The organism is Paracraurococcus ruber (assembly GCF_004353985.1).
In the GTDB taxonomy this organism is placed as follows: domain Bacteria; phylum Pseudomonadota; class Alphaproteobacteria; order Acetobacterales; family Acetobacteraceae; genus Paracraurococcus; species Paracraurococcus ruber.
The window spans coordinates 1-19345 of record NZ_SMOA01000012.1 but is presented as its reverse complement, the minus strand read 5'-3'; the positions used below and the strand labels follow the sequence as shown (position 1 = coordinate 19345).

Here is a 19345-nt window from a genome sequence, read left to right as displayed (position 1 = left end):
CGATGGAAGGCCATGCGGCGCCGAACGCCCTCTCCCGCCCCGGATGACCCCGCCGCCGGCGCCATCCCCCGGCTGCCCTTCCTCGCGCCCGAGGCACGGCGCCGCGGCGGCGGCCTGGTGGTCGGCGCCGCGATCGGCATCGGGATGACGGCGCAGGCGGCGGAGCGCGGCGGGGCGGACTTCCTGCTGGCGCTGAATGCCGGCCGGCTGCGGGTGATGGGCGCGGCCTCGGTCGTCGCCATGCTGCCGCTTTGCGCCGCGAATGCCTTCACCGACGATTTCGCGCGGCGGGAGATCCTGGGCCGCGTCGGCATCCCCGTGCTGTTCGGCGCCTGCGCGCAGGACCCGCGGTTGAACATGGCGCGCGACCTGCCGGCGCTGCGCGCGGCGGGCTATGCCGGGATCGCCAATTTCCCGACCGTCATCCATTACGACGGCCGCTTCCGCCAGGCGCTGGAGGAAGCCGGGCTGGGCTTCGCGCGGGAAGTGGCGCTGCTCCGGGCCGCCCGCCGCGCCGGCCTCGCCACCCTCGGCTACGGCAAGACGCGGGCGGAGGCGGAGGCGCTGGTCGAGGCCGGCGTCGACATGCTGTGCCTGAATTTCGGCTGGAATGCCGGCGGCAGCCGCGGCGCCCAGGCCAGCCTGCGGCTGGAGGAGGCGGCCGACCGCGCCCGGCGCATCTTCCAGCAGGTGCGGGCCGCGGCGCCCGGCCTGCTCTGCCTGGTGGAAGGCGGGCCCATCGTCAGCCCGGACCAGCTGCACCGGGTGCGGGCGGAGAGCCGGGCGGATGGCTATCTCGGCGGCTCGACGCTCGACCGGCTGCCGCTCGAGCTGTCGGTCGCGCAATCCACCTCCGCCTTCAAGACCGTCGCGCTGCTGGCCGATGCGGCGGAGGCCGAGGCGCGCGGCGCCGCCCGCCGGGCGCGGCTGGCCGGCCTGGTCTTCCAGTCCGAGGCGATGGCCGACATCGCTGACCGCATCGCCCGCCTGGCCGCCACCGACCTGCCGCTGCTGCTGACCGGGGAGCCGGGCGCCGGCAAGACTGCGGCGGCGCGGGCCCTGCACGCCGCCAGCGGCCGGCGCGGCCTGACCCTGGTGGATGCCGCGCTCGGCACCGGCGACGCCGCCGCGACGCTGTTCGGCCAAGGCGGCGCCCGCGCCGGCGCGCTGGCCGAGCCGGGCACCACCGTGCTGCTGGAGAACCTGGAGGCGCTGCCGCTGCCCGCGCAGCTCGACCTGGCCGGATGGCTGGAAGCCGGCGCGATGGGCCGCGGCCGGCAGGCGCCGCCGCCCCGCGCGCGGCTGATCGCCACCTCCGCCCGGGATCTGGCGGGGCTGATGGCCGCGGGGCGGTTCCGCGAGGATCTGTGGGCGCTGCTCTTCGCCGGCCGCATCCCGGTGCCGCCGCTGCGGGAACGGCCGGAGGATTGTGTGGCCCTGGCCCGGCATGTGCTGCGGCGGCTGCCGGGCACGCCGGACCTGGCACCGGATGCGCTCCGCGCGCTGGTGGTGCATCCCTGGCCGGGCAATGTGCGGGAATTGCGCAGCGTGCTGGAACGCGCCGCCACCGCCTGCCGCGCCGGCCGGATCGAGGCGGCCGACCTCGCCCCGCTGCTCGCGCCAAGCGTCGCGGCCCCGGCGGAGGCGGGCCGGGACGAACGCGCCTGGATCCAGGACGCGCTGCGCCGCCACCGCTTCCGCCGCGGCGAGACCGCAGCCTTCCTCGGGATCTCGCGCAAGACGCTGTACAACCGGATGCGCCGGCTGGGGCTGCTGGCCTGACCCCGCGGAGCGGATAACGCGCCGCGGGGGGGTCACCCGAGGCTGACGCAGCCCGCCACCGCGGCCGCCGCCGCATCCAGCTCCGCGCCATAGCCGGCCGGCCGGTGCAGCCGCAGCACGGCGCCTTCCGCCGCCAGGGCCTGCGCGGCCGCCAGCATCGCCGCGCCGGCCGCCGCGCGCTGCCGCCAATCCGCCACCGCCGGGCCGGGATGCAGGACCAGGGACCGGATTCCCGCCGCCAGCATCCTCTGCCCGGCTTCGGCCGAGGCGGCATAGCCCAGCGGCTCGATCCCGCCGGCGGCGAGGTCGGCCAGCATCCGCAACTCGGCCTCCAGGCCGATGCCGGCGCTGTGCAGCCCGCGCGCCAGCTCCCCGCCGTCATGCACCTGTACCGTCGGCCAGTTCGCCACGCGGCGGATGCCGGCCTGGCGCAGCCGCGGCAGCAGGTCGGCGACCCGCAGGAAGGGATCCGCCGCGAACAGCGTGGCGCCGGCGGGCGGCGCCTGCCAGGGCCGCCGCGGCAGGGCCGCCAGCAGGGCCGCGTTCAGGTCCACCACCGGCAGAGCCGCCAGCAACTCCGCCCGGGCCGGCGGCAGGCCGCCCAGGCCGGGACAGAACAGCGTGGCGGCAGCGCCGCCCGGCAGCAGGCCGGCGCGGATGACCAGGTCGGGCAGATGGGCAGCCATTACCCAAGATTACCCCGAACATCGTTCGGATCGGCTGGATTCGGCATCCGAGCGGCCCATTTCGGTGAAGAATGGTTAATGCAACGACCGGCCACCCCCTCCGGGGCAAAGGCCGGGAAGGGGGGGTCGTGACAGGCAGCCTTGCGCTGACGGTCGTGCTGAACGGGCTGACGCTCGCGGCGCTCTACTTCCTCGTCGCCTGCGGCTTCTCGCTCATCTTCGGGCTGATGCGCACGGTGAACATGGCGCATGGCTCGCTCTACCTGATCGGCGCCTATGTCGGCTATGCGGTGTTCGAGCCGCTCTACGACCAGGATGTCTGGTGGGCCTGGTATGCCGGCATCGCCGCCGGCGTGGCCGCCGCCGCGGTCTTCGGCGTGGCGATGCAGGCGGTGCTGCTCGGCTGGATGCAGGGGCAGGAACTGCGCCAGGCCCTGGTGACCATCGGCATCTCCATCATCGTCGCCGACCAGCTGCTGGCGGTGTTCGGCGGCACATCGCGCCAGTTCTTCGCGCCGGATGCGATCTTCGGCAGCACGGAATTGCCGATCGCCGGCCGCTACCCGACCTTCCGGCTGTTCCAGATCGGCGTTGCCGTCATGGTGGGCCTCGCGCTCTGGCTGCTCCTGGCGCGCACCCGGCTGGGGCTGATGATCCGCGCCGGCGTGGATGACCGCGCGATGCTCACCGCACTCGGCGTCAATGTGCCGCTGGTGTCGCTGGCGGTCTTCGCGCTCGGCGCCGGCCTCGCCGGGCTCGGCGGCGTCATCGGCGCCACCGCCCAGCCGGTAGCGCAAGGCGTCGATGCGCGCTTCCTGCTGACCTCCCTGGTCGTCGTCATCGTCGGCGGCATGGGCAGCATCCCCGGCACCGCCATCGGCGCCATCCTGGTCGGCGTGGCGGAGCAGGTGGGGCAGGCCCTGTTCCCGACCTATTCCGTCATCCTGACCTTCGCCATCATGGCCGCCGTGCTGGCGCTGCGGCCGCAAGGCATCCTGGGGCGGCCGGCATGACGCCCGGCACCGCCCGCTGGGCGCTTCCCGCCTCGCTCGCGCTTTTGGCCGTGCTGGCGCTGCTGCCGCTGGCGATCCCGGCCTTCTGGACCGCGAACATCCTGGGCCGCGCCATCGTCTACGGCATCGTGGCGATGTCGCTGACCTTCCTGGCGACCTATGGCGGCTTCGTCAGCCTGGCGCAGATGATGATCGCCGGGACGGCGGGCTATGCCGTGGCGATCCTGGTGCCGGGGGCGGTGCCCTCCATCCTCGGCGGCGTGCCCTATGCGCTGGCGATCCCGACCGGCCTGCTGGCCGCCACCGCCATGGGGCTGCTGGTCGGCCTGATCTCCGTCCGCACCCAGGGCATCTACCTGCTGATGATCACGCTGTCGCTCGGCGTCGGCGTCCACCTCTTCGTCCAGGCCAACATCGCCTGGTTCAACGGTTATGAGGGGATCCGCAACGTGGTCGGGCCCGAGATCCTGGGCCTGCCCTTCCGCGACACCTTCGTCTTCTACTACACGGCGCTGGCGACCGCGGCGCTGCTCTATGCGCTGGTGCTCTACCTGGTCCGCACGCCCTTCGGCCTGGCGCTGCAGGCGCTGCGCGACAATCCGCGCCGGGTGAGCGCGTTGGGCTACGACGCGCCGCTGCACCGCATCGCCGCCTTCGGCGTCGCCGGCTTCATCGCCGGTGCCGGCGGCATCCTGGTCACCTTCTACAATATCGGCATCTCCCCCGGCACCATCGGGCTCGGCGCCACGGTGAACATCCTGGTCATGAGCGTGATCGGCGGCCTTGGGCACCCGGTCGGCGCCTTCATCGGCGCGGTGATCTTCACGCTGTTCGATACCTTCGCGGCCGATCTCTACGACCGCGACCGCTTCAACACCCTGGTCGGCGTGGTCTTCCTGGCGATCGTGCTCGCCTCCCCGGACGGGGTGCTGGGCATGGCGCGACGCCTGCGCGACGCGCTGGCGCCGCGGCCGCAGGGCCGCGCGGACGGCATCGCGACTTCGCGGGCGGCCAGCGCCGGGCCGCCCGCATCCGGCAACGGCGCCTGAACGACAAGGGAGGCAAGATCATGGAGCCACGCATCGACCGCCGTCGCCTGCTGCTGGGGGCCGGCGCCGCCGCCGCAGCGACCGCCACCGGCCTGGCGGCGCCCGCCATCGCCCAGAACGCGCCGATCCGCATCGGCTGGCTGGCGACGCTGGAAGGCCCCTTCGCCACCGGCGGGCAGGACGGCTTCCGCTGCATGCAGATGCTGCTGGAACAGCACAACAACCAGGCCGGCGGCCGGCGGATCGAGGTGGTGCGCGAAAGCAGCAACGCCCAGGCCGACGTCGCGCTGGCCCGGGCGCGCAAGCTGATCGAGCAGGACAATGTCGACTTCATCCTCGGCCCGCTGTCGGGCGCCGAGGGCATCGCGCTGCGCGACTATTCCCGCACGCTGACTGGCAAGACGATCATCAACGGGTCCTCCGGCGCGTCGGACACCACGCTGCGCAACCCGTCGCCCAACTTCTTCCGCTTCAACACGGACGGCGTGCAGTGGATGGCGGGCCTCGGCAACTATGTCCGCCGGACGCTCAACGTGCAGGAAGTGGCGATCGTCGCCGGCGACTACGCGTTCCCCTATGCGCAGGTCTTCGGTTTCTCGATGGAGTTCTGCCGCGCTGGCGGCCGCGCCACCTATCTGTGGTCGCCGCTCGGCACCACCGACTATTCCTCCATCATCGCCCGCATCCCGCGGACTGCCGGCGCGCTGGTGGTGATCCATGGCGGCACCGACGGGCTGGCCTTCATGACGCAATATGCCCAGGCCGGCGGCAGCCTGCCGCTGATCGGCGGGTCGATCATGGCGGACCAGTCCATGCTCTCGGCCCGCGGCCCGCATCGGCGGCTGATGCTGGGCATGGTCAGCGGCGGCCCTATCGCCGACGTGCATGACGACCCCACCTGGAACGAGTTCGTCGAGCGCTACCGCCGCCGCTGGTCGAACGAGGGCGGCTTCCGCAGCCCGTCCATCCACGGCTTCAACTTCTACACCGCGCAGCAGGCGGCGCTGCTGGCGCTGGAACAGGTCCGCGGCGACCTCTCGGGCAACCAGCAGGCCTTCCAGCAGGCGCTGGTGCGGCTGGAATTCAAGAACGCCATGGGCGCGCAGGTGAAGCTGGACCACAACCGCCAGGCCATCAGCGACATCTTCCTGAACCGGATCGAGGAGCGCGGCGGCCAGGCGGCGACGGTGACCTTCGGCCGCACCAATGCGGTGAACCAGACGCTGGGCGTGCCGGAAGCACAGTTCCTGCAGCTTGGCGCGCCCAGCCGCGACAATACCGGCTGCGTCGCCTGATGCGGCCCGGGGGGGAGGAGACGCCGGCCCTGCTGCTGCAGGGCGTCGGCCGCCGCTTCGGCGCGCTGGCCGCGGTCAGCGACGTGTCGCTGGCCGTGGCGCGCGGGGAGCGGCGGGCGGTGCTGGGTCCGAACGGCGCGGGCAAGACCACGCTGTTCAACCTCATCTGCGGCGACTTCCCCCCGACCGCCGGGCGCGTGCTGCTGTTCGGCGAGGACATCACCGCGCTGCGCCCGCACCACCGGGCGCGGCGCGGCGTCGGCCGGACCTACCAGACCTCCCTGCTGTTCAACGGGCTGAGCGTGCGGGACAACCTTCTGGTCGCGCTGCGCGGCGCGCGGCCCGGCCGCTTTTCCTGGCGCCTGCCCCCCACCGCCGACCGTGCCGCGGCGCAGCTTCTGGCGGAACGGGTGCGGATCGCCGCGCTGCTGGATACGCCGGTGGCGGCGCTGTCGCATGGCCAGCGCCGCCAGCTCGAGGTCGGGATGGCGCTGGCCTGCGAGCCGCGGCTGCTGATGCTGGACGAGCCGGCGGCCGGCCTGTCCCCGGTGGAGCGGCCGGAACTGGTCGCGCTGCTGCGCAGCCTGCCGCGCGACCTGACGCTGATCGTCATCGAGCACGACATGGACATCGCCCTGCCCATCGCCGACCTGGTGACGGTGATGAAGGACGGGCAGGTGGTGGTGGAAGGCCCGCCCGACCGGATCGAGAGCGACCCGATGGTGCAGGCGATCTACCTGGGCCACGGGAGGTCCCACTGATGCTGGAGATCACCGGGCTCGACGTGCATTACGGCCAGGCGCATGTGCTGCAAGGCGTCAGCCTGTCGCTGGGTGCGGAGCCGGTCGCCGTCATCGGCCGCAACGGCATGGGCAAGACCACGCTCTGCCAGGCGGTGATGGGCATGCTGCCGGCCAGCGGCGGCAGCGTCCGCCTGGGCGGGGAGGAGATGCTGGGCCGGCCGGCCAATCGCGTGGCGCGCGCCGGCATCGCGCTGGTGCCGCAGGGAAGGCGCGTTTTCCCCTCGCTGACGGTGGACGAACACCTTCGCCTGGTCTCGCGCGGCCGCGGCGCGCGCTGGACCATCGAGCGGGTCTACGAGACCTTCCCCCGCCTGGCGGAACGTCGCCGCAATGGCGGCACGCAGCTTTCGGGCGGGGAGCAGCAGATGCTGGCGATCGGCCGCGCCCTGCTGACCAACCCGCGCCTGGTCATCATGGACGAGCCGAGCGAGGGCCTCGCCCCAGTCATCGTGGACCACCTGGTGGAGGTGCTGCGCGCCCTGCCGGGCGAGGGGATCGGGCTGCTGCTGGTGGAGCAGAACCTAGGCGTCGCCACCGATGTCTGCGGGACCGTCGCGGTCATGGTGAATGGCCGCATCGCCGCCACCATGCCGTCCCGCGCCCTGCTGGCGGATGAGGCGGCGCAGCGCCGCTTCCTGGGCGTGAGCACGGGCGCGCAGCATTGAGGGAGGGGATCATGGGAACCGTCTACGTCATCGGCACCTGCGACACCAAGGAAGCCGAGCTGGCCTATGCCGCGGGGCTGATCCGCGCCGCCGGCGTGCCGGCGTTGCTGGTGGATGTCGGCACGCGCGCCGCCGGCCGGGCGCCGGATGTGACGGCGGCCGAGGTGGCGGCCCACCATCCACGCGGGCCCGATGCCGTGCTGGGCCAGGGGGATCGCGGCGCGGCGGTAGCGGCGATGGCCGAGGCGCTGGCCGCCTTCCTGGCGACGCGGCGCGACATCGGCGCGGTGCTCGGCCTCGGCGGGTCGGGCAACACCGCACTGGTCACCCAGGCGATGCGCAGCCTGCCGATCGGCGTGCCGAAGCTGATGGTCTCCACCGTGGCGTCCGGCAACACCGCGCCCTATGTCGGGCCGACCGACATCGGCATGATGTATTCGGTGACGGATGTCGCCGGCATCAACGGCATCTCCCGCCGCGTGCTGGGCAATGCCGCGCATGCCGCGGCCGGCATGGCGCGCTGGGCGGTTCCGACGGGCAGTGGCGACCGGCCGGCCATCGGCATGACCATGTTCGGCGTCACCACCGCCTGCGTCACCATGGCGCGGGAGGCGCTGGAGGCGGAGAACGAGGTGCTGGTCTTCCACGCCACCGGCACAGGCGGGCAGAGCCTGGAGAAGCTGGCCGATAGCGGCCTGCTGCGCGGCATCATCGACGTGACGACGACCGAGGTGCCGGACTTCCTGATGGGCGGCGTCTTCCCCTGCACCGAGGACCGTTTCGGCGCCATCGCCCGCACCCGCCTGCCCTATGTCGGCAGCGTCGGCGCCTGCGACATGGTGAATTTCGGCGCGAAGGAAACGGTGCCGGCGAAGTATGCCGGCCGCAAGCTGTATGTGCACAACCCGCAGGTGACGCTGATGCGCACCACGCCGGCCGAGAACAAGGCGATCGGCGAATGGATCGCCACGCGGCTGAACCGCTGCGAGGGGAAGGTCCGGTTCCTGCTGCCGCTCGGCGGCGTCTCCGCGATCGACGTGCCCGGCGCGCCCTTCCACGACCCGGAGGCCGATGCGGCGCTGTTCGAGGCGATCCGCGCGACCCTGGTGCGCACGCCGGACCGCCAGCTGATCGAGCTGCCGCATGCCGTGAACGATCCCGCCTTCGCCGCGGCGCTGGTCGAGCAGTACCGCGCCATCACCGCCTGAAAGGCCTGCCATGCCCCGCTTCGCCCGCCAGGACATCCTGGCCCGCTTCCGCGACATGATCGACCGCCGCCAGCCCATCATCGGCGGCGGCGCCGGCACCGGGCTTTCCGCCAAATGCGAGGAGGCCGGCGGCATCGACCTGATCGTCATCTACAATTCCGGCCGCTACCGCATGGCCGGACGCGGCTCGCTCGCCGGCCTGCTGGCCTATGGCAATGCGAACGAGATCGTGAAGGAGATGGCGCGGGAAGTGCTGCCGGTGGTGAAGCGCACGCCGGTGCTGGCCGGCGTAAACGGCACCGATCCCTTCATGATCCCGGACCTGCTGCTGGACGAGTTGAAGGCGCTCGGCTTCTCCGGCATCCAGAATTTCCCGACCGTCGGGCTGATCGACGGCGTCTTCCGCGCCAATCTCGAGGAGACGGGGATGGGCTACGGGCTGGAAGTGGACCTGGTCCGCGCCGCCCGCGCCAAGGACATGCTGACCACGCCCTATGTCTTCAGCGCGGCGGAGGCGGTGGCAATGACCGAGGCAGGGGCCGACGTCATCGTCTGCCATATGGGCCTGACCACCGGCGGCGCCATCGGCGCCGAGACCGCCCGCACCCTGCCGGACTGCGTGCGCGACATGGATGCCTGGGCGGAGGCGGCGCTGCGCGTGCGGCGCGACGTCATCGTGCTGTGCCATGGCGGCCCGATCGCGATGCCGGAGGATGCGGCCTATGTCCTCCAGCATGCCAGGCTCTGCCACGGCTTCTACGGCGCCTCGTCCATGGAGCGGTTGCCGACCGAGATCGCGCTGACGGAGCAGACGCGCCGCTTCAAGGCGCTGGCCTTCTGAGGGGAGAGAGAACGATGAGCCAGCACAAGGCCTATTACAGCACCGTCCTGGACGCACCGGCCGGCCTGGTCTGGGCGCTGATCCGCGACTTCAATGCGCTGCCCGCCTGGCATCCCGCCATCCGCGACAGCCTGATCGAGGAAGGCCGCGCGCCGGACAGCGTCGGCTGTGTCCGCAGCTTCCACCTGCAGGACGGCGCGCATATCCGCGAGAAGCTGCTCGCGCTGGACGAGCAGGCGATGAGCGTCACCTACGACTTCCAGACCAGCCCGATCCCGGCGCGCAACTACCTGGCGACGCTGCGGCTGACGCCCGTGACGAAGGGCCACCGGACCTTCGCCGAATGGTGGGCGACCTATGACTGCGACCCGGGGCAGGAGGCGGAGCTGACGCCGCTGTTCCGCGACGGCGTCTTCAAGGCCGGCTTCGACGCGCTGGCGACGCGGCTGGCAGGCCCGGTGATGGCGGCCCCGCGGGAGCTGTGGCCGGAAGGCCCGCCGGCCAAGGTCTTCTGCTCGGACGTCATCGCCGCGCCGCCGGCCGCGGTCTGGGCGGTGATGCGGGACTTCGCCGGCATGGGCGGCTGGCACCCGGACATCACGCGCATGCATATGCTGGATGGCCGACGCAGCGACGAGGTGGGGGCGACCCGCGACTTCTATGTCGGCGATGGGCGGCTGCACGAGCAGCTCACGCAGCTCTGCGACCGGACGATGAGCTTCCGCTACCGGATCACGATGTCGCCCATGCCCTGGACCCGCTATTCGGCCGGGCCGACGCTCCATCCCATTGTCGACGGTAACCGCACCTTCGCGGTCTGGACCGCCGACTGGCATGCGGCACCGCATGACGATGCGGCGCTGATGCCCCTGGTCCACAACGATGTGTTCCAGAAGGCCTTCGATACGCTGAACGCGCGTTTCGCGCGGTAGGGCGCCATCCTCGCCGGCCGGGCCCAGGCGGGCAGGTGACGATGCCCGGCCATGGGTGGCCGGGCGTGCCGCCCGACCGAAGTCCGCATGCCCCGGGGGGCGCCCCCCAGGGCACTGACACCTATTCCGCCGCCAGCGGCAGCTTCTCGCGCCGGATCTCGCGGCGCGGATCCTTCCACAGCCGGCCATCGGTCATGACCATGGCCAGGTTGTCCGGATGCTGCAGCAGGGTCACGTCCTGCGTCGGGTCGCCGCGCACCAGCAGCAGGTCAGCCAGGTAGCCTTCCTTCACCAGCCCCAGCTCGTGCTTCATCCCCATCAGGTCGGCACCGACCGTGGTGGCGCATTGCAGCGCCTCGATCGGCGAATAGCCGAAGAAGCGGACGAAATGGTGGATGTCCCGCGCATTCTGGCCCTGCGGGGTGAAGGCGAAGCCGTAGTCGCCGCCGATCGCCACGCGGATGCCGCGCTTGCGCATCTGATGGTAGGTCTCGCAGGACACGTCGAAGGCCTTGCGAAAGCCGCGTTCCTCGATGAAGGACCGCGGCACGCCGGTCTTCTCCGTCTCATGCACGAGGTTGTAGAGGATACCGAAGGCCGGCGCGACGAAGTGCCTGTTCTTGTTGCGCTCCAGCAGGTCCAGCGCCTCCTCGTCCGACTGATCGCAGTGGTAGATGCAGTCCACCCCCGCCTCGACGCAGCGCTTCACGCTTTCGGCGCTGCGGCTGTGCGCCACCACCATCCGGCCGAATTCATGCGCGACCTCGACCGCCGTGCGGATCTCGTCGCGCATCATCGGCGTGCAGGCGGCGCGGGCGTTCGTGACGAAATCGTCGCCGGAGACGTTGATCTTCAGGTTGTCCACGCCTTCGCGCATGCACAGCCGGGCAACCTTGCGCATCTCCTCCGGCCCGTCGGCGATCAGCGCGAAGCTCTCGCGGTAGATATGCACCCGCCGCTCATCGCCCAGGCCGGCGGTGGTGGTGATCTCGGGGCTGGCGGCGCGCATGCGCGGGCCGATGAAGTCGCCGGCATTGATGGCGTTGCGGGTGACGACGCCGAGGCGAAGCTTGGCCGATGCCGCTTCGAACAGCGCGGTGAAGCCGTGGTCCAGCATCAGCCGCGTGTTCTTGATGGTGAGGATCAGGTGCTCCTCGGGCGGGATCTCGCCGAGTTGCGCCGGCTCCGACACGCCGGTGAAGGTCGGGTGGGAATGGCCTTCCACCATGCCGGGCATCAGCGTCATGCCGGCGCCGTCGATCACCTCCGGCGCCTCCAGCACGCCCAGGTCGGTCGCCACTGCCTTGATGCGGTTTCCCTCCACCAGGACATCGGCCGGATAGGGTGCGCGGCCGGTCGCGTCGAAGACCTGCGCGTTGCGGATCAGCACTCGGGTCATTCTTGCCTCCCTCGGATCATCGTCTGGCCGCGGCGGAAGACGCCATGCGTTCCGCGTCCACTCCGCTGCGCGTCCTCGTCGCCGGACCGGCATCCCGCCCCCAGGCGGTTCATGCGGTCGCGCGCGCTTGCTCTGGCCGCAAGCTTATCCTCCTCGCCGGCCAGGAATTTCAATCATGTAATGCAATGCAAATACCGAACAAGATGGCGTCGGCGAATGCCTTATGCCGGTCGGCCCAGGTGCGGGCCGGCACGATGATGCGCCCTGGCGCGCAGCCGCCACACTGGGTCCCATCACGGCTTTGCCGCGAGGGAACCCGGCAACCCTGCGCGCCATGACGGTGCGCGGGCGCCAGGCCGCCTGTGCGCCGCCATGGCTCGGCGCTGCGGGTCATGACCGAGGCTCCCGGGCATGACCCGGCCGCTCGGCCAGGTCTGGCACCCCGTACAGGACGGCATCGCCCGGCGTCCCGTCCGCGGGTAAATCGGCGCATCGCCTCGGAGCCCTGCCATGGACCTGCCCTATCGCCTTTGCGTCGGCGCCGCCCTGTTCAACCGGGAAGGCCGAGTGCTGGTCGCCCGCCGCGCCGACCTGCCGAATGCCGAAGGCGCCCCGGGCGGCTGGCAGCTGCCGCAGGGCGGCATCGACGCCGGCGAGGATCCGCGCGTCGCCATCTTCCGCGAGCTGGAGGAGGAAATCGGCACCGCCCGGGCCGAGGTCATCGCCGAGCATCCGGACTGGCTGCACTACGACCTGCCGCCGTCGCTGCTGGGCAAGGCCCTGGGCGGGAAGTACCGCGGCCAGAAGCAGCGCTGGTTCGCCCTGCGCTTCCTGGGGGAGGACGGCGATATCCGCCTCGACCTCGACCCGCACCCGGAATTCGACGCCTGGCGCTGGGCCAGGCTGGAGGAGCTGCCGAGCCTGGCCGTGGCCTTCAAGCGCGAGATCTACACGGTGCTGGCGCGCGACTTCGCGCCTTGCGCCAGGCCGGGCTGAGCCTCCCTCAGAACAGCGCGGCGAAGGGCAGCACCCGCACCGGGTCGCCCGGCGCCACCGTGACCACGTCTTCCGGCAATTCCGCGAAGGCGTCGCATTCCGTCAGCGAGGTCAGCAGCCCCGCCCCCTCGCGCTCGAACTTCTCCGCCACCGGCAGCGTCGCGCCGGGCGCTAGCCGCACCCGGACGTATTCCCGCCGCCCGGACTTCTTGCGGTAGCGGAAGCCGGATTCGGCGGGAACGCGCAGCAGCGGCTCCGGCAGGGCGCCGGCCAGGCGCAGCACCAGCGGCCGCGCCAGGTGCAGGAAGGTGACCACCGCCGCCACCGGGTTGCCCGGCAGCCCCAGCACCGGCGTGCCGCCGATGCTGGCCCCGCCGGCCCCCCGCAGGACACCCAGCGCCGCCGGCCGCCCGGGCTTCACCGCCAGCCGCCAGAAGACCAGCCGCCCGCCCGCCTCGATGGCGGCACGGACATGGTCTTCCTCCCCCGTGCTGACGCCGCCCGAGGTCAGCAGCAGGTCATGCGCCCCGGCCGCCGACGCCAGCGCCGCCGCGCAGGCCTCCGCCCGGTCGGGCAGGATGCCGAGATCCACCGGCTCCACCGGCAGCCGCGCCAGCAGGGCCAGCAGGGTGAAGCGGTTGCTGTCATAGGTCTGCGCCGCCCCCAGCGCCGCGCCGGGGGAAGCGAGCTCATCCCCGGTCGAGAAGACGCCCACCCGCACGCGCGGCCGCACCGGCAGGCTGGCGCAGCCGAGTGCGGCGGCCAGGCCGATCTCCGGCGCCCGCAAGCGGCGGCCGGCGGGCAGGGCGAGGGCGCCCCGCGCCACATCCTCCCCCGCCGGGCGAGCATTGGCGCCGGGCTTCAGGCCAGGCGGGACCAGCACGGCGCCCTCGGCCAGCGCCGCATCCTCCTGCATCAGCACCGTGTCGGCGCCGGGCGGCATGGGGGCGCCGGTGAAGATGCGGGCGGCCGTGCCGGGGGCGAGGGGCGCGGCCGGCTGGCCGGCGGCGACGCGGCCGGCCAGGACGAGTCGCGTGGGCCCCTCCCCCATCAGGTCGGCATGGCGGAAGGCATAGCCATCCACCGCGCTGTTGAAGAAGGGCGGCAGCGGCAGCGGCGCCGGCAGGTCGCGCGCCAGGACGCGCCCGAGCGCCGCGCCCAGCGCCACCATGTCCTCCCCCGCCGGCGCCGGGACCCGCGCGGCGATCAGCGCCTCCGCGGCCTCCACCGAGAGCAGCGGGCCGCCGAAGGCGAAGCAGTCGTCGGAAAGCTGGGCCATGCCGCGCTAGCCCCGCCAGGCCGCGGCATCGGCGGCGAAGCGCAGCACGAGGTCGGCCACCGCCTCCGCCTCGTCCAGCCTGGCCCATGGCAGGTCGACCTGCGGGCGGACATCGCTGGCCACGGCCATGATCTGCGGATCCTCCGGGTGCAGCCAGGGCTTGCCGTTCTCGGCGCGGTGGACCTCGATCTTCGGGTGGGTGTCGCGCTTGAAGCCTTCGATGATCACCAGGTCCACCGGCGACATCCGCCCGAGCAGGAAGCGCAGGTCCGGCTCCGGCGCCCCCCGGAGTTCCGTCATCAGCGCCCAGCGCTGGCCGGAGGCGACGAGGACCTGCTGCGCCCCGGCTTCCCGGTGCTTCCAGGAATCCTTGCCCGGCTGGTCCACGTCGAAGCGGTGATGCGCGTGCTTCAGGGTGGAGACGCCGATGCCGCGGCGCGCCAGGCAGGGGAGGAGGCGGGTGAGCAGGGTGGTCTTGCCGGCCCCGCTCCAGCCCGCGAGGCCGATGAGCTTCATGGCAGGGGATATAGGGCAGGTGGCGCCGGGGCGGCACCACCGCCGCCTCGGCAGGGCGGATCGATCCCGCCTTCGGCCTGCCCCGGGCCTTCAAGGACGCCGGTGGCCGCCCGCGCCGCCACGCCGCACCCAAGGCCCCCGGGCAGGATCAGTCGGCGCCGTAGGCGCGGGCATCCCCGGGCGGCGGGGCGCGGTGGCCCTTCGCCACGTCCTGCACCCAGAGGCCGTGATGCTCCTTCGCCCAGTTGTAGTCGACCTGGCCGGAGCCCATGGCGTCGAAGGCGCCTTCCATCCCGATGGAGCCGATATAGATATGCGCCAGCATGGCCGCGATCATCAGCACCGCAATGATACCGTGCACCATATGCGCCAGCTGCATCCCGGCGATGTCGGTGACGGCGAAGGGGAAGATCAGCACGTAGCCGGAGACGGCGACGGCGCCGCCGCCCAGCACGGTGATCCAGAACACCACCTTCTGCCCGGCATTGAACCGCGCCGCTTCCGGATGGCCGAGGCCGAGGAAGCCGCCGCCCTTTCTCAGCCAGTCGATGTCCCGCGCATTCGGGATGTTGTCCCGCACCCACAGCACCAGCATGACGACGATGCCGAGGGTGAAGGGGAAGGCGAGGTAGTTGTGGGCGTATTTGCCGGCGATGCTGATGGCGGTGAAGGTTTCCGGTCCCAACAGCGGCAGCAGCAGGTGCCGCCCGAAGGTGAGGTTGAGGCCGGTCAGCCCCAGCACGATGAAGCTCGACGCCACCATCCAGTGGTTCGCGCGCTCGAGCAGGGAGAAACGCGTGATCGTCCGGCCGGACGCGCCGCCGGCGATCCGGATGCGGCCCTTGAGGCCGAGGAAGCCGGCCAGCGCGGCGAGGATGCCGAGCACGGCGACGCCGCCCACCCAGGCCAGCGTCCGGTTGTGGAAATCCCGCCATTCCTTCCCGGCCGGCTGCACCAGGCTGGCCGATTGGCGGTCGGGGATGGAAACGCGGCCTTCGATGCGACCGCCCTGCAGCATGCGCTGCAGCTCCATCTCCTCCGCGCTGATCGCGCCGCGTACGGAGGGCGCGGGCTGCGCCAGGGCGCCGCCCGCCAGCAGCGGCAGCGCGAGCAGCGCCGCGAACAGGGCGCGCATCATGCCGTGACATCCGCCTTGTAGGCGGTGCGCCAGCCCCAGGCGCCGGAGCCGTAGCCGCGGCGCTGCACCCGTTCCTTGTAGATGCTGGCGATGATGTCGCCGTCGCCGGCGAGCAGCGCCTTGGTCGAGCACATCTCGGCGCAGAGCGGCAGCTTGCCTTCGGCGATCCGGTTGCTGCCGTACTGGATGTACTCGACGCCGGTATTGTCCTGCTGCGGGCCGCCGGCGCAGTAGGTGCACTTGTCCATCTTCCCGCGGCCGCCGAAATTGCCGACCTTCGGGTACTGCGGCGCGCCGAAGGGGCAGGCGTAGAAGCAGTAGCCGCAGCCGATGCACAGGTCCTTGTCGTGCAGCACGATGGCATCGGCCGTGGTGTAGAAGCAGCTCACCGGGCAGACCGCGGCGCAGGGCGCATCCGTGCAGTGCATGCAGGCCATGGAGATGCTGCGCTCCCCCGGCCTGCCGTCGTTCAGCGTGACGACGCGCCGGCGGTTGATGCCCCAGGGCACCTCGTGCTCGTTCTTGCAGGCGGTGACGCAGGCGTTGCACTCGATGCAGCGATCAGAATCGCAGAGAAATTTCATGCGGGGCATGATCAGGCGCTCCGGATCTGGCAGAGGGTGACCTTGGTCTCCTGCATGAAGGTCACGGGGTCATAGCCATAGGTGGTCACGGTGTTCACGCTCTCGCCCAGCACGATCGGGTCGGTGCCGGCGGGGTAGTGCCGGCGGCGATCCTCACCCTGCATCCAGCCGCCGAAATGGAAGGGCATGAAGGCGACGCCCTTCGCCACGCGCTCCGTCACCAGCGCCTTCACCCGGGTGCGGGCCTGGCTTTCCGGCCCGCTCACCCAGACCCAGCCGCCATCCCGGATGCCGCGCTCGGCCGCATCCGCCGGGTTGATCTCGACGAACATGTCCTGCTGCAGCTCGGCCAGCCACTTGTTCGACCGCGTTTCCTCCCCGCCGCCCTCGTATTCCACCAGGCGGCCGCTGGTCAGGATGATGGGGAAGTCCTTCGCCACCGTCGCGCTGCGCGCCTGCACGGACTGGCCGAGATGCGGCATGCGGAAGCCGCGGCGGTCCGGCAGGGTGGGGTACTTGGCCATCAGGTCGGGCCGGGCGGTGTAGATCGGCTCCCGATGCACCGGCACGGGGTCCGGCAGGTTCCAGGCCACCGCCCGCGCCTTGGCATTGCCGTAGGGCACGCAGCCATGCTCCATGGCGACGCGGATGATCCCGCCCGACAGGTCGGTGTGCCAGGCGGCGCGGTCGATATTGGCGCCGAAATGCCGCTCCAGGCTCGCCTTCTCCGCCGCCGTCAGGTCGTCGAACCAGCCGAGCCGCTTGAGGACGGCCACGGTGAATTCCGGGTAGCCGTCCTGGATCTCGGACCCCTTGCTGTAGCTGCCCTCGGCCAGCAGCGTCTGGCCGTTGCGCTCCACGCCGAAGCGGGCGCGGAAGGTGCCGCCGCCCTCCTTCACGTGCATGGAGGTGTCGTAGAGGATGTGCGTGCCGGGATGCTTCATCTCCGGCGTGCCCCAGCAGGGCCAGGGCAGGCCGTAATAGTCGCCTGCCACCGGCGTGCCCGGCTTGCCGCGCAGGGTCACCAGGTCGAAATGCTGCTGGTTGGCCATGTGCAGCTTCAGGCGGTCCGGCGACTGGCCGGTATAGCCGATGCTCCAGAGGCCGCGGTTCATCTCCCGCAGCACGCTCTCGGCGACGACCGTCCCGTCCTTTACCTCGATGTCGCGGAACATCCGGTCGGCGAAGCCGAGCCGACGGGCGAGGGCGTGGATGACGTCGTAGTCGTTGCGGCTCTCGAAGATCGGCTCCACCACCTTGGCGCCCCACTGGAGGGAGCGGTTGGAGGCGGTGCGCGACCCGTCCATCTCGAAGCTGGTGCAGATCGGCAGCAGATAGGTGCCGTCGCGCCGGCCGGAGATCATGGAGAAGGTGGTGGGATGCGGGTCGGCGACGACCAGCAACTCCAGCTTCTCGAGGCCCTTCACCATCTCCGGCATGCGGGTGACGGTGTTGCCGCCATGGCCGAAGACCATCATGGCCTTCAGGCTGTGCGGCTGGCCGACGAAGGCCTGGCCGTCGCTGTCCTTCTTCTCGGCCTCGCCGGGCATCAGCACCGCGTCGAACCAGCGCGTGGTGGGGATGCCGGGCATCTCCATCAGCGCCTTGGACCCGAAGCGGGACAGCAGCCACTCGTACTCCACGCCCCAGACGCGCGCCCAGTGCCGCCAGGCATTCTCGTCCAGGCCGTAGTAGCCCGAGGTCGTGGTGACATCGAGGCCCATGTCGGTCGCGCCCTGCACGTTGCAGTGGCCGCGGAAAATGTTGGCGCCGGTGCCGGCGCTGCCGACATTGCCGGTGGCCAGCAGCAGGATGGAATAGGCCCGGACATTGGCGGTGCCGACGGTCTTCTGCGTCGCGCCCATGCACCAGATCAGCGTCGCCGGCTTCTGCGTGGCGAACATCTGCGCCACGCGGCGAAGCTGCGCGCCGGGCACGCCGGTGACGCGCTCCACCTCGTCAGGCACCCACTTGGCGACTTCGGCGCGGATCTCCTCCATGCCGTGGACCCGCTGGCGGATGAATTCCCTGTCCTCCCACCCGTTCTGGAAGATGTGCCAGAGCATGCCCCAGATCAGCGGGATGTCGGTGCCCGGCCGCAGCCGCACATATTCGGTGGCGTGCGCCGCGGTGCGGGTGAAGCGCGGGTCGATGACGATCAGGTTGGCGCGCTGGATCTCCTTGCCGGACAGCACATGCTGCAGGCTGACCGGATGCGCCTCCGCCGGGTTGCCGCCCATGATGATCATGGTCTTGGCATTGCGGATGTCGTTGTAGGAATTCGTCTGGGCGCCGTAGCCCCAGGTATTGGCGACGCCCGCCACCGTCGTGGAGTGGCAGATGCGCGCCTGGTGATCGACCGTGTTGGTGCCCCAGAAGGCCGCCAGCTTGCGGTACAGGTAGGCCGCCTCGTTGGTGAATTTGGCGCTGCCCAGCCAGAAGACGCTGTCGGGGCCGGCGCGGCCGCGGATCTCGCCCAGCTTCGCCGCGATCTCGTCGAGCGCGGTGTCCCAGCCGATCCGCTGCCACTGCCCATTCACCAGCTTCATCGGGTATTTCAGCCGGCGGTCGCCATGGACCAGCTCGCGCACCGCCGCGCCCTTGGCGCAATGCGTGCCGCGGTTGATGGGCGATTCCCAGGCCGGCTCCTGCCCGACCCACACGCCCTCCTGCACCTCGGCGATCACGCTGCACCCGACCGAGCAATGGGTGCACATGTTCTTCACGCGGGTGACCGGCCTGGCATGGTCCAGCACGCCGGTGGCGGCGCCGCTGGCCCGCGCCCGGCCGGGCGCCAGCGTGCCCAGCGTCGCCAGGCCCATGCCGCCGATCCCGGCGCTGCGCAGGAAGGCGCGGCGGTCGAAGCCGCCGGCGGACAATCCATCATAGGTTGATGACAGGCGCCGCCTTGCGGCCTGCGCCTCCGCGCGCTTGATCAGCATCCCCGTGGTCCCTTTGGTCTTGGAGCGTCAGTGCTCGTAGGCGTTGGTGCGATAGAAGGACTGCACATGCTCGGTCTCGCGGTAGCGCGCGGCGACGCGCTCGGCCTCCCGCTCCTTCCGCGCATCGCGGGCCGGCACGGCATCCGCGCGCTGGGCCAGGGCGCCGCCGGCGCCGGCCGCCGCGGCCGCGGTGCCGATGCCCAGCGCCCGCAGCAGG

18 protein-coding genes are annotated in these 19345 nt (G+C 71.6%); 10 read left to right on the top strand and 8 right to left on the bottom strand.

The features are described 5' to 3' along the window. The first annotated feature begins 12 nt into the window (after positions 1–12). Positions 13–1782 (top strand): phosphoenolpyruvate hydrolase family protein, encoded by a 1770-nt coding sequence (locus tag E2C05_RS04705; RefSeq protein ID WP_133218450.1) that lies wholly within the window; start codon positions 13–15, stop codon positions 1780–1782. Positions 1783–1814: 32 nt separating this feature from the next. On the opposite strand, the gene E2C05_RS04700 is transcribed toward E2C05_RS04705, so the two are convergent. After that, positions 1815–2468, bottom strand: a complete 654-nt coding sequence (locus E2C05_RS04700; protein WP_133218449.1) for a phosphoenolpyruvate hydrolase family protein — start codon at positions 2466–2468, stop codon at positions 1815–1817. 128 nt (positions 2469–2596) lie between these two features. Between E2C05_RS04700 and E2C05_RS04695 the strand changes: the two genes are divergently transcribed. Genes E2C05_RS04695 through E2C05_RS04660 form a run of 8 tightly spaced genes read left to right on the top strand, consistent with a single transcriptional unit; the run spans position 2597 to position 10274 of the window. Continuing rightward, positions 2597–3481, top strand: coding sequence for a branched-chain amino acid ABC transporter permease (locus E2C05_RS04695; protein ID WP_240046568.1), 885 nt, complete (start codon positions 2597–2599; stop codon positions 3479–3481). Continuing rightward, complete coding sequence (locus E2C05_RS04690; protein WP_133218447.1) at positions 3478–4530, top strand: branched-chain amino acid ABC transporter permease; 1053 nt, start codon at positions 3478–3480, stop codon at positions 4528–4530. Before E2C05_RS04695 ends, E2C05_RS04690 begins: the two co-directional genes overlap by 4 nt. Positions 4531–4550: 20 nt before the next feature. Next, positions 4551–5825, top strand: coding sequence for an ABC transporter substrate-binding protein (locus E2C05_RS04685; protein ID WP_133218446.1), 1275 nt, complete (start codon positions 4551–4553; stop codon positions 5823–5825). Continuing rightward, positions 5825–6586, top strand: a complete 762-nt coding sequence (locus tag E2C05_RS04680) for an ABC transporter ATP-binding protein (protein ID WP_133218445.1) — start codon at positions 5825–5827, stop codon at positions 6584–6586. The genes E2C05_RS04685 and E2C05_RS04680 overlap by 1 nt, the downstream gene beginning before the upstream one ends. Continuing rightward, complete coding sequence (locus tag E2C05_RS04675) at positions 6586–7293, top strand: ABC transporter ATP-binding protein (RefSeq protein ID WP_133218444.1); 708 nt, start codon at positions 6586–6588, stop codon at positions 7291–7293. The genes E2C05_RS04680 and E2C05_RS04675 overlap by 1 nt, the downstream gene beginning before the upstream one ends. A gap of 11 nt (positions 7294–7304) precedes the next feature. Beyond that, positions 7305–8501 carry a Tm-1-like ATP-binding domain-containing protein gene (locus E2C05_RS04670; protein WP_133218443.1) on the top strand — a complete coding sequence of 399 codons (1197 nt, stop codon included), beginning with the start codon at positions 7305–7307 and terminating at the stop codon, positions 8499–8501. 10 nt (positions 8502–8511) lie between these two features. Continuing rightward, positions 8512–9342, top strand: a complete 831-nt coding sequence (locus tag E2C05_RS04665; protein WP_133218442.1) for a phosphoenolpyruvate hydrolase family protein — start codon at positions 8512–8514, stop codon at positions 9340–9342. A 14-nt stretch (positions 9343–9356) separates the two neighbouring features. Continuing rightward, on the top strand, positions 9357–10274 hold the full coding sequence (locus E2C05_RS04660) for an SRPBCC family protein (RefSeq protein WP_133218441.1): 918 nt from the start codon (positions 9357–9359) through the stop codon (positions 10272–10274). A 121-nt stretch (positions 10275–10395) separates the two neighbouring features. Here E2C05_RS04660 and E2C05_RS04655 read toward each other — a convergent pair whose 3' ends face one another. Next, positions 10396–11673 (bottom strand): metal-dependent hydrolase family protein, encoded by a 1278-nt coding sequence (locus E2C05_RS04655; RefSeq protein WP_133218440.1) that lies wholly within the window; start codon positions 11671–11673, stop codon positions 10396–10398. A 510-nt stretch (positions 11674–12183) separates the two neighbouring features. Here E2C05_RS04655 and E2C05_RS04650 point away from each other — a divergent pair. Then, positions 12184–12669 carry an RNA pyrophosphohydrolase gene (locus E2C05_RS04650; RefSeq protein WP_133218439.1) on the top strand — a complete coding sequence of 162 codons (486 nt, stop codon included), beginning with the start codon at positions 12184–12186 and terminating at the stop codon, positions 12667–12669. Between the two features lie 7 nt (positions 12670–12676). On the opposite strand, the gene E2C05_RS04645 is transcribed toward E2C05_RS04650, so the two are convergent. From E2C05_RS04645 to E2C05_RS04620, 6 genes are all read right to left on the bottom strand, one after another. Then, positions 12677–13948, bottom strand: a complete 1272-nt coding sequence (locus tag E2C05_RS04645) for a molybdopterin molybdotransferase MoeA (protein WP_133218438.1) — start codon at positions 13946–13948, stop codon at positions 12677–12679. 6 nt (positions 13949–13954) lie between these two features. Beyond that, the gene (gene mobB / locus E2C05_RS04640) at positions 13955–14464 is read right to left on the bottom strand and encodes a molybdopterin-guanine dinucleotide biosynthesis protein B (RefSeq protein WP_133218437.1); all 510 of its coding nucleotides are present in this window, start codon (positions 14462–14464) and stop codon (positions 13955–13957) included. Between the two features lie 148 nt (positions 14465–14612). Then, positions 14613–15602 (bottom strand): formate dehydrogenase subunit gamma, encoded by a 990-nt coding sequence (locus E2C05_RS04635; RefSeq protein ID WP_133218436.1) that lies wholly within the window; start codon positions 15600–15602, stop codon positions 14613–14615. Further along, on the bottom strand, positions 15599–16195 hold the full coding sequence (gene fdh3B, locus E2C05_RS04630; RefSeq protein ID WP_133218435.1) for a formate dehydrogenase FDH3 subunit beta: 597 nt from the start codon (positions 16193–16195) through the stop codon (positions 15599–15601). The genes E2C05_RS04635 and fdh3B overlap by 4 nt, the downstream gene beginning before the upstream one ends. A gap of 2 nt (positions 16196–16197) precedes the next feature. Continuing rightward, positions 16198–19128, bottom strand: coding sequence for a formate dehydrogenase subunit alpha (locus E2C05_RS04625; protein ID WP_133218434.1), 2931 nt, complete (start codon positions 19126–19128; stop codon positions 16198–16200). Positions 19129–19155: 27 nt separating this feature from the next. After that, a partial coding sequence (locus E2C05_RS04620; protein WP_205082723.1) for a hypothetical protein occupies positions 19156–19345 on the bottom strand: 190 nt, incomplete at its 5' end.